Annotated in this window: 13 protein-coding genes; 1 reads left to right on the plus strand and 12 read right to left on the minus strand. The window is 33.5% G+C overall.

The features are described 5' to 3' along the window. Positions 1-225: 225 nt before the first annotated feature. The 5 genes from nadD to ACQKCJ_RS01935 all read right to left on the minus strand — a co-directional run bounded on the left by nadD (position 226) and on the right by ACQKCJ_RS01935 (position 3,748). Positions 226-807: a nicotinate (nicotinamide) nucleotide adenylyltransferase gene (nadD, locus tag ACQKCJ_RS01915; RefSeq protein WP_271337199.1), complete on the minus strand. Its 582-nt coding sequence runs from the start codon at positions 805-807 to the stop codon at positions 226-228. 69 nt (positions 808-876) lie between these two features. Beyond that, positions 877-1,299 carry a DoxX family protein gene (locus tag ACQKCJ_RS01920; protein ID WP_271337200.1) on the minus strand — a complete coding sequence of 141 codons (423 nt, stop codon included), beginning with the start codon at positions 1,297-1,299 and terminating at the stop codon, positions 877-879. A gap of 74 nt (positions 1,300-1,373) precedes the next feature. Next, positions 1,374-1,949, minus strand: a complete 576-nt coding sequence (gmk, locus tag ACQKCJ_RS01925) for a guanylate kinase (RefSeq protein ID WP_427401234.1) — start codon at positions 1,947-1,949, stop codon at positions 1,374-1,376. Between the two features lie 108 nt (positions 1,950-2,057). Next, positions 2,058-2,918, minus strand: coding sequence for a YicC/YloC family endoribonuclease (locus tag ACQKCJ_RS01930; RefSeq protein ID WP_271337203.1), 861 nt, complete (start codon positions 2,916-2,918; stop codon positions 2,058-2,060). Positions 2,919-3,394: 476 nt separating this feature from the next. After that, a complete protein-coding gene (locus tag ACQKCJ_RS01935) occupies positions 3,395-3,748 on the minus strand; it encodes an arsenate reductase family protein (RefSeq protein ID WP_271337204.1) in 354 nt (117 codons plus the stop codon). A 79-nt stretch (positions 3,749-3,827) separates the two neighbouring features. On the opposite strand from ACQKCJ_RS01935, the gene ACQKCJ_RS01940 reads away from it, so the two are divergent. Further along, entirely contained in the window at positions 3,828-4,283 is a 456-nt protein-coding gene (locus ACQKCJ_RS01940; RefSeq protein ID WP_427401235.1) for a DinB family protein, read from the plus strand. 96 nt (positions 4,284-4,379) lie between these two features. Here ACQKCJ_RS01940 and ACQKCJ_RS01945 read toward each other — a convergent pair whose 3' ends face one another. From ACQKCJ_RS01945 to ACQKCJ_RS01975, 7 genes are all read right to left on the minus strand, one after another. Next, a complete protein-coding gene (locus ACQKCJ_RS01945) occupies positions 4,380-4,874 on the minus strand; it encodes a septal ring lytic transglycosylase RlpA family protein (protein ID WP_271337206.1) in 495 nt (164 codons plus the stop codon). A gap of 89 nt (positions 4,875-4,963) precedes the next feature. Further along, entirely contained in the window at positions 4,964-5,386 is a 423-nt protein-coding gene (locus ACQKCJ_RS01950; protein ID WP_427401236.1) for a hypothetical protein, read from the minus strand. 105 nt (positions 5,387-5,491) lie between these two features. Next, the gene (locus ACQKCJ_RS01955) at positions 5,492-8,326 is read right to left on the minus strand and encodes a TonB-dependent receptor (RefSeq protein WP_427401237.1); all 2,835 of its coding nucleotides are present in this window, start codon (positions 8,324-8,326) and stop codon (positions 5,492-5,494) included. A 320-nt stretch (positions 8,327-8,646) separates the two neighbouring features. After that, positions 8,647-10,290, minus strand: a complete 1,644-nt coding sequence (pgi, locus tag ACQKCJ_RS01960) for a glucose-6-phosphate isomerase (RefSeq protein WP_427401238.1) — start codon at positions 10,288-10,290, stop codon at positions 8,647-8,649. A 105-nt stretch (positions 10,291-10,395) separates the two neighbouring features. Beyond that, complete coding sequence (locus ACQKCJ_RS01965) at positions 10,396-10,737, minus strand: hypothetical protein (RefSeq protein ID WP_427401239.1); 342 nt, start codon at positions 10,735-10,737, stop codon at positions 10,396-10,398. A gap of 44 nt (positions 10,738-10,781) precedes the next feature. Continuing rightward, positions 10,782-11,402 carry a hypothetical protein gene (locus ACQKCJ_RS01970; protein ID WP_427401240.1) on the minus strand — a complete coding sequence of 207 codons (621 nt, stop codon included), beginning with the start codon at positions 11,400-11,402 and terminating at the stop codon, positions 10,782-10,784. A gap of 38 nt (positions 11,403-11,440) precedes the next feature. Next, positions 11,441-12,661: a M23 family metallopeptidase gene (locus ACQKCJ_RS01975; RefSeq protein WP_271337211.1), complete on the minus strand. Its 1,221-nt coding sequence runs from the start codon at positions 12,659-12,661 to the stop codon at positions 11,441-11,443. Between the last annotated feature and the right edge of the window lie 2 nt (positions 12,662-12,663).

Consider the following 12,663-nt stretch of genomic DNA (forward strand, 5'->3'; position numbering starts at 1 on the left):
ATAGATATTGTAGGGATGGATTTTAATCCGTCCTTCGCAATGCATCTTTATCGCAGCAGTTTGTCATTTCTGGGAACGAGAAATCGCACCAGAAACTCTGCAATCAAAATCGTCAATCTTTGTCGAATTACGTGTGTGATTTCTCGTTCCTCGAAAATGATAAGTTTGTGTGAAAATTAGATTTAAAGAAAAAAGCTGTGCAAAACACTTTTCGGACAGCTTTTTTTATTTTTTATAAAAATTATTGTGATCAATATAATCCCAGACTTTAGGTGGTAAAAGCGGTTGAATGTTTTTTCCTTCCTTAATGCTGTTTCTAATAAAAGTAGAAGAAATTTCAACAATCGGGGCATCAATAATATGAACCTTAGGATGCGATTTTAATTCAATATTTTCCTCTTCTTCAGAAATTCTTGGATAAACATAAATGTCGTAGTGGTCTAAAAGAACCTCGTAATTTTTCCATTTATGCAGTGTTTTCAGATTGTCTTCTCCCATAATCAATGAAAAGTCATGGGTTGGGTACTTCTCATGCAAATGAACCAAAGTATTTACGGTATAATTAGGCTGAGGTAGTTTGAACTCAATATCAGAAGGATTAATTTTTGGATAATCTTCTGTAGCAAGATAAACCATTTCTAATCGTTGATGATCGTCTAATAGGGTGGCTTTCTTTTTTAACGGATTGTGCGGCGTAACGACCATCCAAATCTGATCTAAATCGGCAAACTCAGCCATATGATTGGCAATGATTAAGTGGCCAACATGAATGGGATTATACGTTCCGAAATAAAGGCCTATCTTCATAAAAAAGGTTTTTTCATAATTTAAAAAAGTAATTGTTACAGTTAAATTATGCTGTGGTATTAAAATAGTTTAGTAACGACTCTTTTTTGAAATCAAATAATCAATAGAGAATTTGCCGCTTCCGGTTACAAGAAGAACTAAATAAAATAACAAGTATAGTATTCCCATTTCTTTAACGTCGATTGGGTCAGCACCATGAATAACAAATACTGCAACCAGCATTGTAATTATCAATGGCAGTGTTGCCAATCTTGTTGCCAGGCCAATAAAAAGAAAAAACGAACAGATTACTTCTGCAAAAACGGCAAGAGTTAAAGAAGCTGTTTTTCCTACTCCAAGAGGGTCAGGAAATTGTATTTCGCCTCCTGCTAAAAGCATATTCAATTTAGACAAGCCATGCGAAATCATTAAGGTTGCAATTGATATTCTAATTACAAGAAGAATAATATTCAGGTAATTCTCGTTTCTTTTTATTTCAAATAAATTAATCATAATATAGATATTAAAAGCTGTTTACATCCAATTCTAACGGTTGTTTTTGTAAAAAAGTATTGTCTATGTGGTCTTTAATCTTTATTTACGAAAGCTTTTACCAATTGATATGCTTCTTCTTTTGCTGTATCTAAATCGTAATTTTTTATAATGGTATCAAATTGTGGGGCAGTTGCTAATTCTACAGAAGCTTTTGCAATTCGCATATTGATTTTGTCATCACTTTCAGTAGAACGCTCTTTTAATCTGCGTTTCAATTCATCTACACTTGGAGGTTTTACAAAAACAGCTAATGTTTGATCAGGGAATTTGTGTTTGATACGTAGTCCGCCTGCAACGTCAATGTCAAAAATTACATTTTTACCCAAAGCCCAGATACGTTCAATTTCCGATTTTAAGGTACCGTAAAAATTATCACGATAAACCTCTTCCCATTCCAGGAAATCTTCTGCTTTAATGTGTTTTTTGAATTCTTCTAACGAAATAAAATAATAATCTTTTCCGTGTTCTTCATCTCCGCGTGGGTCGCGTGAAGCCGCTGAGATTGAAAATTCTAAGTTTAAATCTTCTTTCCCAAGTAAGTGTCTTACTATAGTTGTTTTTCCCGATCCCGAAGGTGCTGAAAAAACAATTAATTTTCCTTTGTTCATTAATTTATGCTTTAGGCTTATTATGCTTTAAGCTTTAGGCAGTAAGCCGTAAGCTTTAATTTGATATCGTTATTTCGCTTATAGCCTACAGCTTAAAGCTTATTGCGTTTACAAAACATTCAAAACCTGTTCTTTAATCTTCTCTAATTCGTCCTTCATCATCACCACCAATTTCTGCATTTGAGCGTGATTCGATTTAGAACCCATAGTATTGATTTCACGACCCATTTCCTGAGTAATAAAACCTAGTTTACGACCATTAGCTTCAGTACCTTTTATAGTTTCTAAGAAATAATCTAAATGGTTCGTTAAACGCACTTTTTCCTCGGTAATATCCAGTTTCTCTAAGTAGTAAATCAATTCCTGTTCGAAACGATTTTCATCAACATTCACTTTCAATTCAGCTATTGCAGTTTGCAAACGATCTTTGATAGCCTGAACACGTTCCGGATCAAGTGCCAAAGCGTCATTCATATATTGACGGATATTTCCAATTCTCAGGTTGAATTCTTTTTCCAGAGATTCACCTTCATCTTTTCTAAAAGTCAGGATATTTTGAAGCGCCTCCTCGATAATCACCTGAATTTGTTCCCAGTCGTTTTCATCGATTTCCTCACGTTCCGTTTTTAGCGTATCAGGCATACGAACCGCCATTTTCATTAATTCAGTTTCATCAGCTGCGGGATATACTTCTCTTAATTGAGCAATATAGTTTTTTACAACAGGAACATTTACTTTAGTCGAAGTCTGTTCAGAAGTACTTTCAATGTAAATCCCGAAATCAATTTTTCCTCTCTCAAGTTTCGTAGAGATCTGAGTCCTTAAACCTAATTCCATTTCGCGATAAAGCGACGGCATTCTTACGTTTAAATCTAAACCTTTACTATTTAAGGATTTTACTTCAACGGTAATTTTTTTTGTAGGCAATTGCAAAGAAGCTTTGCCAAACCCTGTCATAGATTGTATCATATAATTGAGTATAAAGGCGCAAAGATAAATAAAACTTTGCAGTCTTGGGTTGTAAATCGCTAATCTGTTAAATAAGCTATGTATAAAGTTTTTTAACCACAAATTCCGCAAATTCCCACGAATTATTTTCAAGCTAACTTCTAAAAGTTTTCCAGAACTTAAATTGCAAAAAACATAAAATAAAATTTGTGAAAATTTGTGCAATTTGCGGTTAACTTTTTTGAATTCAACAAATAATTCATGTAATTGCTTCGCCAGTTCACTATCGCTCGGATCGTGGTTATCTTTTTTTTAGAACCAAAATTTTAATTTGGGCGTTCCCCGCCGCGGCGGACTGGCTATCCGCTCCCAATCTTTTTTTGAGCAGAAAAAGCTCAAAAAATGGATTTCCGCTTCAAACGAAGTTCATTGAACACTAAAATAGAATAAAATTATAGTGAAGTAATCCCTAACGCAAACCCGTGTACTTTAGAACTTTATTTTTCTAAAGCTTTCGTTACCTGTAATGTAACAGGTTGCGTATTGCCAATATAAATTTTACCATCAATAATAAAAACCGGACGGCTTAAAAAAGTATAATGTTCTAAGATATATTTCTTATAATCATCCTCAGTCAAAGATTGATTCTTTAAATCCATAGATTTATATAATTGTGCTTTTTTACTAAACAAGGCTTCGTAACTTCCGGCAAGTTGGTACATTTCCTCCAATTCAGCTTCAGTAATAGGATTTTGTTTAATGTCATGAAAAACCAAATTATTGTCTTTCGGTAAGCTTTTAATAATTTTTCGGCACGTATCGCAAGAAGCTAAGTAATATATTTTATTCATGATTTTTTAATTTAAGAGACTGCAAAGAAAATTCATTTAAAACTGAAAAATGCCTAATTTTAGAAAAAAAAATAAAATTATGAATTCAGTTTTTGAAGTACAGAAGACCATTAGAGAAATTCTTCTTAAGGTTTTAGACCATCATTCATTAGAGCAATTGAATAAAATTCCAGACGGATTTAGCAATAATTTAATTTGGAATATTGGTCATTGTATATCGTCACAACAGGTTTTAATCTATAAGTTATCCGGTTTGCCAACAATGGTTTCAGATGAGCTTATCGCCAAATACAGGAAAGGAACAAAGCCGGAAGGAGATGTTTCGCAAGCTGAGGTTGATGAAATTCGAGCATTGCTTTCTACAACTTTGCAGCAAACAGAAAAAGATTTCGACAATAAAGTCTTTGTTGATTACAATGAGTACACCACTAGTTTGGGTTTTACTCTTAAAAATATAGACGGCGCATTAAGCTTTAATAATTATCATGAAGGAATCCATACGGGAATTGTCATGAGTATTAGAAAGTTTGTTTAAGCTTTTGCTTTATTTTTTAGCTGTTCGCAATTTCTACAAATGATAAACCCGACAGGTTTTGAAACCTGTCGGGATTGAATATCGAATATGATATTTTTATTCTACTATAGTTTCAATTGTCACTTTCATGGCGCCGGCGCCTTTGTTTTTAGCGATTTCCATAAAAGCTCTTTTCGATAAATCAAGTTCTCTTGTTTTTACAAACGGACCACGATCGGTAACTTTAACTATGACAAATTTTCCGTTAGCTTCATTTGTTACTTTAATTCGGGTTCCAAATGGCAGTTTTTTGTGCGCTGCGGTATATTTACTGTTATTGAATTTAATTCCGCTAGCCGTTTTCTTTCCGTTAAATCTGTCCGCGTAGTATGACGCATGAGCATTCTTTTTATAAGGCTTTAGTTTTAAACCCTTATCTGTAAATACAGAATCAATTGGCAAGGCAAGTATGTCTGGTCTTACTATTTTTACCGTATCCTGGGTGATTTTAGGTTTAGGTTCTGTTGGTTTTGTTTGACTTATGACATAAGTAAAACAGCTTAAAAAAGTTATTGTTAGTGTAGTAAGTATAATTTGTTTTTTACTTCTCATTTTTTATTTTTTTTCAGACTTGGGGGAGTTTGTACAAATAATATGCCGAGATAAAAAAAGCCCTATAATTTTAGGGCTTTAATTGGTTTTTAGAACCATAAGTTCCATGGGATTCTACTCAATATAAGCAATAATCCTAATCCGTAATAGATAGCAAAAGTTTTGAATTTAGCTTCGCTATTAATTAATTTTTTATGTTTAGACCATCCAATAGTAATCAGGGCGATTGCTATCAGATTGATTAATGGGTGTTCTAATGAAGTAAGTCTTAATTCTGCGTTAGACATTTGTCCAAAGGCTGCTTTACCTAATGGAGATACAAAATAAAGAATCAAACCAACTAATAATTGGGTATGTGTTCCTATTAAAGCAAACAATGCAATTTTGCGGTCTTTAGCGGTAAAATCCTTTTTTGATGTTACGCCAATGATAGCATTTATAACTGCAACTAATAAAAGCAAAAGCGCTAAATAAGCCCAGCCAGAATGGAATTTTTGTAGAAAATGGTACATAAATTAATTTTTTTGTTAAAACAAATATAGCAAAAAAGGCATAAAAAAAACGGCATTTGACTAAAAGTCAATGCCGTTTTTTGGTATTTATTTAGATTCTAAATATTAGAAATCGTAACGTAGTGTAAAGTTCCATGTTCTTCCAAAACCAAAGAATACAGTATTTGCGTTAGCAACTCCATTGTAAAGCCTGTTATTAGAAGCATAAGTTCCTAAAGCAGGATTTGATGAACTTACGTTATCATCAGCAAAAATATTAGTTCTTGCTTCAGCAATGTAAATTTTGTCAAGAACGTTGTTTACGTTTAATCTGAAGTTTACCGATTTGTCTTTGTTTTTACCAGTTAACATTTTGTAAGAGAAACCAGCATCCATCAATCCGTAAGAAGGCAATTCTAAAGCTCCTTTGTTTGTTGCAGATGTAAAGTTTACCGGGTTTAATCCAGCATATAAATTACCATTGTAGTTGTAGTTTGCATCAATCGTTACTCTTGTAACAACTTCATAAGAAGCTCCTAAAGAAGCAGTCAATTGAGCAGCATCACCTACTTTTACTTTGTCCATGTATACTGTTGCAGCAGTATAGCCTTCTACTGGACTATTATCTGCTTGGTTGTAAGCATTTACAGTCGCATTTCCTTTATATTCCCAGATTCCGTAAGAGAACATACCTGTAACTTTAAATTGTGGAGTAATATTTGAACTACCTTCAAATTCAATTCCAGAGTGAACCTCGTTAAGACCTACGAATTCTGTATAAGTTGAGTTTGCAGGAATAGTTGGTGTTGCAGTAAGGGCATTACCTTTTAAGTACCTGTTATTCCAGGTTGTATTGTAAAGATTTACCGTAGCATTAAAGAATCTAGAACGGAAACCATAACCAGCTTCAAATCCAGTGATTTCCTCATTAGTAAGGTTAGGGTTTACTGTAGATTTGTTGTTAGGATAAACGGAGTTAAAGAACGGTTGTCTTGAGTAGAATCCAGCATTAACGTAAACATTGTTCTTCTCGTTGATGTTGTAGTTAGCTCCACCTTTAATATTTCCACCTGTAAGGTTTTTGTAAGGAGTAGACGCTAAAGGATCAGTTGATTTGTAAACAAAATTATCTTCTCTTTTGTATCCTTGTTGTGATATAGCTCCCTGAACGAAAGCTGTTAGGTTATCTTTAGAGTATTCTAATTGAGTAAATACACCGTACCATTTTACATTACCAGTACTGTTGAATGAAATTTTCTCGTAGTCTTTCTTTTGAAAAACATTCCATTGAACATCTGTATCATAAGTTGTAGTCAAATGTCTACCAGCTGGTCTTTGATCAGCAATAAAATTATCATAATACTCACCTCCGCCTAATAAGTTATTTAGAACTGTATAATGGTACCCTTTGTAAGTTCTTCCGTCAAAACCAAAATCTAATGTTAATGTATTAGATAATTTTTTGTTTAAGTTGATTACTGCACCAAACCAGTCATGAGAGTTGATAGATGAAGTTTGTGAAATACCAGAAGTATTAATATTTGTTTGTGGATTATAGTCGCCTATATTTGAACCTGCATTAAAGTAAGAGCTGTTTTGGTAAACTCCACCAATTTGTTGTCTTTGTTGAAGACCTGTCATTCCTCCAATAGTAACAGCCTGACCAGAATTGTAAGCATAGATTTTATCATAATCTATTAAACCGTCCGGTGTTCTGAAAGCTACAAGATCATTATATCCTTTTCCTTTAATTCCTCCAGTTGCACTAGCTCCTGCACCACGTCCCATAGAAGCATAAAGAACAGAAGAAAGTTTTGTTGTTTCGTTGATTTTATAATCCCAGTTGAAAGAAGCAACAGGCTTATGGTAGTAATTTTTCTTGATGTTATATTCAGATCCATTCAAATATCCGTTATCAGCATTGTATCTGATGTTTGGATCACCATTATTACCATATTGTTGGTAAGTAGCAATTGTAGATATTGTAGATCTTTGGTTGTGCCATTGTGGAGCACCTGTTACAGTAAGTTGAAAGTCATGTTTACCACTTTTGTTAGCATATCCTAAAGCAACATAATAGTTAGAACCTTCAAATTGAGTTCCGTCAACATAACCGTCTCCCATTGTTTGAGATAACAAGATAGAAGCAGAAAGTCCGTTGTCTAATTTTCCAGTATTATATGAACCCTGAATTTTAAAGTTTCTTCCATTTCCAAAACCAGAAGCGAAAGATCCACCTTCTTTTTTATCAGAAGATTTAGTTACAATGTTAATAGTTCCCCCAACTGATGGAGTTGCTAGTTTAGATGCTCCTAAACCTCTTTGTACCTGCATTGCAGAAGTAACATCTGCTAATCCAGCCCAGTTACTCCAGTAAACAGAACCATTTTCCATGTCGTTAACCGGCATACCGTTGATCATAACAGCGATGTTATTTTGGTTGAATCCACGAATATTGATTCTTGAATCTCCAAAACCACCACCTGATTTAGTAACATACACAGAAGGAGTGTTTCTTAAGATCTCCGGAAATTCCTGAGTTCCTAATTTTTCCTGAATTTCAGCAGCTTTAATTGTAGAAACTGCTACAGGAGTTTTTCTGTCCTTTGCAATATCGACAACTGTACTTTTTACAACAATTTCGCTTAATTCGTTTGAATTTGAAGTTAAAACGATAGTTCCTAAGTTAGTTGTTCCACCGGATACTGAAAATTTTAAAGTTTTGTTTTCGTAACCTAAAAAAGAAATAACGATTTCTCCTGTACTTGTTGTTGTGCTGAGAGTAAATTTACCATCAAAATCTGTAGAAGTAGCAGTTGTAGATCCTTTGATCACTACGTTTGCTCCCGGTAATGAACCACTACCGTCGGTAATCATACCTGTAATTTTTCCTTGAGAAAATGCGGTTGAAACAATCATGAACAATAGTCCAGTGAGTAACCAATTTTTCATTGTCTTCATTTGTTATTTAGTTTATTGTTTTTGGCAAAATTATAACATTTTAATCAGATAGTGTTATCAAAATGTTAAGAAAAATAAGTTTTATCTAATGTGTTGCGCATTAAAATGATTTTTTCTTTTTTTATTACATAAAATAATTTTTTTTTGAATTTTATATGCCGTTTTTTGTTAAAATCGTAATGATTTGCACAGTGGTGTAGTGCTAAACTTGCAATAATCAGTACTTTACGGGTTTTTCGGGGTATATTTATACGAAAAAACGCCTTAATTTCTGTTAAATCAAGGCGTTTCAGTTTGTTGCGAAAAACTTTTTTTAAGTTTTATTTATTCTTTAGGAAGTGATTTAGCAAAAATGAAGTAGAGCTATCATGATTTTCCACCGTCTTAGTGTTAATTTCATGTAAAATAGAGTTAGCTAATTGTTTTCCTAGTTCAACTCCCCATTGATCAAAACTAAAAATGTTCCAGATCACACCCTGAACAAAAATTTTGTGCTCATATAAAGCGATAAGTGATCCTAAACTTTTAGGCGTTAATTTTTGAATTAAGATCGTATTGGTTGGTTTATTTCCGGTGAAAACTTTAAAAGGCAATAAGTAAGATGCTTTTTCTGCAGAAAGTCCTTGTTTATCAAATTCAGCCTGAACTTGTGCAGCCGTTTTTCCGTTTAGCAAAGCTTCAGTCTGAGCAAAAAAGTTAGACATCAATTTATCGTGATGATCTTCGTTCCCGTATAATGGTTTTACGAATCCAATAAAATCAGTCGGAATTAATTTCGTTCCCTGGTGAATCAATTGAAAAAAGGCATGTTGAGAATTTGTTCCCGGTTCTCCCCAAATAATAGTTCCCGTTTGATAGTTTACCGGTTTTCCGTCACGGCCAACACTTTTTCCGTTACTTTCCATAGTTGCCTGTTGCAAATAAGGAGCTAATTTTGATAAATATTGCGTGTAAGGAATTAAAGCTTCACTTTCGGCACCAAAGAAATTATTGTACCAAACACTTAATAAAGCTAAGATTACCGGAATATTTTCGTCGAATTCTGCTGTTTTAAAATGGTCGTCCATTTCATTAGCACCTTTCAATAAATCGTTATAATTATCAAAGCCAATGGCTAAACTAATGCTTAATCCAACAGCGCTCCATAAAGAAAATCTTCCTCCAACCCAATCCCACATTGGGAAAACATTGTCAGGATTGATTCCAAATTCAGTTACTTTCTGGATATTAGTAGAAACTGCCACAAAATGTTTGGCAATATCTTCCTGAGAAGCTGATTTCAAAAACCATTCTTTAATAGTTTCTGAGTTTGATAATGTTTCCTGTGTTGTAAAAGTTTTAGAAACAATTAAAAATAAAGTAGTTTCAGGATTTAGTTTTTTGATTACTTCGTTTACGTGATCGCCGTCAACATTCGATACGAAATGAAGGTTCAGGTGATTTTTATAAAATTGCAAAGCTTCAACTGCCATAACTGGTCCAAGGTCAGAACCGCCAATTCCAATATTTACAACGTCAGTAAAAGCTTTTCCTGTAAAGCCTTTTCTTTCGCCAGAAATAACTTCGTGGCTGAAATTTTTGATTTTATTTTTTACTTCATAAACTTCAGGAATTACATTTTCTCCATCAACTTTTATAACTGCAGATTCCGGTGCGCGTAATGCTGTATGCAGAACTGCTCTGTTTTCTGTCTGGTTGATAATGTCTCCACCAAAGTATTGAGCGATTGCTTCTTTTAATCCAATTGAGTTGGCTAATTCTAATAAAAGAGAGATCGTTTCCTGGTTGATATTATTTTTAGAATAATCAACTAAAAAGTCATTCCATTGTAAATTGAATTTTTCAACGCGACTATCATCTTGTTGAAATAATTCTTGTATTGTAGTTTCGTGAATTGCGTTATAGTGGTTTTGCAGATTTTTCCACGCTTCAGTCCCGGTTGGGTTTGTTGTGTTTAAAGCCATTTTATTTGTTTAATTGAGAATGTGGTTATAAAAAACAAAAATACTGAAATTAGTTTTAATAGGGTACGGGTTCACAATTATATAACAAATAGTTACGAAAACGATTTATCGACTTTTAGTTTTGGATTTTGTGGTTATGATAATAGCGCCATCATTTTCTTTGTCGTTATATACAATACGGCTACTGTTTATGTTTAAAAAATCTAAACTCAGTATTTCACTTCTTTTTAGAGGTAGTATAATTGTGTCCTGTTCTTTGTCGTATTTAAAAGGAATTCCATTTATTACAATCAAAGGCGATTTGTCAATTTGTTTTTTTTCAAAGGCATTGTTGACTGATTCTAATACGAAATATTTGTTTTCTTTCGTGTCATTTAGAATAAAAGCCTTTGGTTTAGAGCATGCAATTATTATTGTTGAAAAAAATAGTAATAAAGCTCGTTTCATTAATGGGAATTTGTTGAATGTTGTTTTGAAGTAGCGAGTTTTTTTTACCAAATCTTCCACCAGGGCTTTTTATTAACCTCAATTGTTTTCTTGGTAATATCGATTTCTATTCTTTTTGTTTCTTCGGTTTTGATTTTAGAATCATCAAAAAACAGTTTGCCATTTTCATCTATTCCAATCGGGGATTTAGTTCTTTCTTGCCACTTTTCAGTTTGCAGCTCAGGAACTAAAGGTAAATTGATTTTATCTGAAAATTTTTTTCGGGCTTTTTCTATAATCTCTTCCTCTAAGTTCGAAGTTGAGTTTTTTAGTAGTGTTATGGAATTGTCCGGAATGTTTAATAAAAAAACCTGCGTTTTGTCTTTGATTTTATAAACGTCCAATACTTTAAAATAAGCAATGGAATCTAAAAGAAAGTGACCGTTTTTTGCTGAATCAGGATTGAATTTCGATAGATCTTTTGGATGGGCACTTGCAATTAAATACCTTAAATTACCGGAAAGTCCACCGCCCATAGAAGTCATGTCAGTAAAGCCTTTTTCCTGAATTATTTGTCCAGTTTTATAATTTGAAATTAAATCATCAGAAAGAGTAGTGTCTCTGTAAAATAGTTTTAAACCAGAAAAAGTTTCATTATAAATTGCTTTAAGACGTGTGTTTTTCATGATCCTTCTATTTTTAGAACTGATTTTTAATAAAAGGATTACAAATTCCCAATACTGTCCAATTCTCTTTTCAATGGTTCTATTTGCGCCATGAAACGGGTTCTGTCATTTCCTGTCAAAGATTCTCCGGTTGGCAAGTTCAGTCTCAGTGCGTCTACCTGAACGCCGTTTTGCCAGAAACGGTAACAAACGTGTGGTCCTGTTGCTAATCCTGTGCTTCCTACTAATCCAATAGTTTGACCTTGCGTAACTCTCTGTCCTCGTTTTACTAAAATCCTCGACATGTGTAGATATTGAGTAGAGTAAGTTCCGTTGTGTTTTACTTTTACAAAGTTTCCGTTTCCTGCTGTATATCCTGTTGCTTCTACAACTCCGGATGCTGTTGTTGAAATAGGTGTTCCGGTTGGTGCAGCATAATCAGTTCCTTTGTGCGCTTTCCAGGTATGTTGTACCGGATGGAATCTGTTTGCAGTAAATCGGGAAGTAATTCGGCTAAACTTGATAGGTGTTTTTAGAAAGAAGTTTTTCAGGGTTTTTCCCTGATCATCATAATATTCGACCTTTCCTGAAAGCGTGTCTTTTTTAAACGGAAAAGCATATATTATTTTTCCTTTGTACTCAAAAAAAGCAGCTTCGAGGTCTTCGACACCATCATAAGTTTTGCCATTTATAAAGCGTTCTGTGAAAATTAACCCGTAACGATCTCCTTTTTTAAGTTTAAAGAAGTCAATAGACCATGAGAATACTTTTGTAATTCTGCTTGCCAATGCTGCTTCTACGCTTTCGTTTCCTAAAGTTTCAGATAATGAACTTTTTAAAACTCCGCCAATAATTTTACGTTTTAGTGTAACAGGTTTTACTTTTTTGTAGGCTTTTGCAATACTGTCCCTAAAGTCAACCACATAATATGTCAAGGCATCAGGCTGATAAATAAAAACCTGAAGTTTGTTTGTTTTGTTTTTTGAGCGAAGAATAGTGTAAGGTTTGTGGTATCGAATCGATCTTACATTAAAAGAATCTTTAATCTGTTCGACAACGTCATAGATTTTTTTGTCGCCAATATTCTGGCGCTGTATAATAGAGCCAAAAGAGTCTCCTTTTTTTATAGTATCATGAAGAACATTAAAATCAGCATAATTAAAGCCAAATTCTACTTTTTTTGTTTTCGGTTTTGTGACTTTAATTTCAACTTTTTCTGCAGTTTTATTACATGAAAATATTGAGAATAACAGGATTATAAGGACGAATGCTTTTTTCAAAC

Origin of the sequence: Flavobacterium sp. NPDC079362, assembly GCF_050267765.1 — a bacterium.
Lineage (GTDB): Bacteria > Bacteroidota > Bacteroidia > Flavobacteriales > Flavobacteriaceae > Flavobacterium > Flavobacterium azizsancarii.

What these genes read in the sequence shown, in the direction of transcription:
- nadD (WP_271337199.1), bottom strand. Translation starts at nt 807, where the DNA reads ATGAAGATAGGCCTTTATTTCGGAACGTATAATCCCATTCATGTTGGC.
- ACQKCJ_RS01920 (WP_271337200.1), bottom strand. Translation starts at nt 1,299, where the DNA reads ATGATTAATTTATTTGAAATAAAAAGAAACGAGAATTACCTGAATATT.
- gmk (WP_427401234.1), bottom strand. Translation starts at nt 1,949, where the DNA reads ATGAACAAAGGAAAATTAATTGTTTTTTCAGCACCTTCGGGATCGGGA.
- ACQKCJ_RS01930 (WP_271337203.1), bottom strand. Translation starts at nt 2,918, where the DNA reads ATGATACAATCTATGACAGGGTTTGGCAAAGCTTCTTTGCAATTGCCT.
- pgi (WP_427401238.1), bottom strand. Translation starts at nt 10,290, where the DNA reads ATGGCTTTAAACACAACAAACCCAACCGGGACTGAAGCGTGGAAAAAT.
- ACQKCJ_RS01955 (WP_427401237.1), bottom strand. Translation starts at nt 8,326, where the DNA reads ATGAAGACAATGAAAAATTGGTTACTCACTGGACTATTGTTCATGATT.
- ACQKCJ_RS01935 (WP_271337204.1), bottom strand. Translation starts at nt 3,748, where the DNA reads ATGAATAAAATATATTACTTAGCTTCTTGCGATACGTGCCGAAAAATT.
- ACQKCJ_RS01970 (WP_427401240.1), bottom strand. Translation starts at nt 11,402, where the DNA reads ATGAAAAACACACGTCTTAAAGCAATTTATAATGAAACTTTTTCTGGT.
- ACQKCJ_RS01940 (WP_427401235.1), top strand. Translation starts at nt 3,828, where the DNA reads ATGAATTCAGTTTTTGAAGTACAGAAGACCATTAGAGAAATTCTTCTT.
- ACQKCJ_RS01945 (WP_271337206.1), bottom strand. Translation starts at nt 4,874, where the DNA reads ATGAGAAGTAAAAAACAAATTATACTTACTACACTAACAATAACTTTT.
- ACQKCJ_RS01950 (WP_427401236.1), bottom strand. Translation starts at nt 5,386, where the DNA reads ATGTACCATTTTCTACAAAAATTCCATTCTGGCTGGGCTTATTTAGCG.
- ACQKCJ_RS01965 (WP_427401239.1), bottom strand. Translation starts at nt 10,737, where the DNA reads ATGAAACGAGCTTTATTACTATTTTTTTCAACAATAATAATTGCATGC.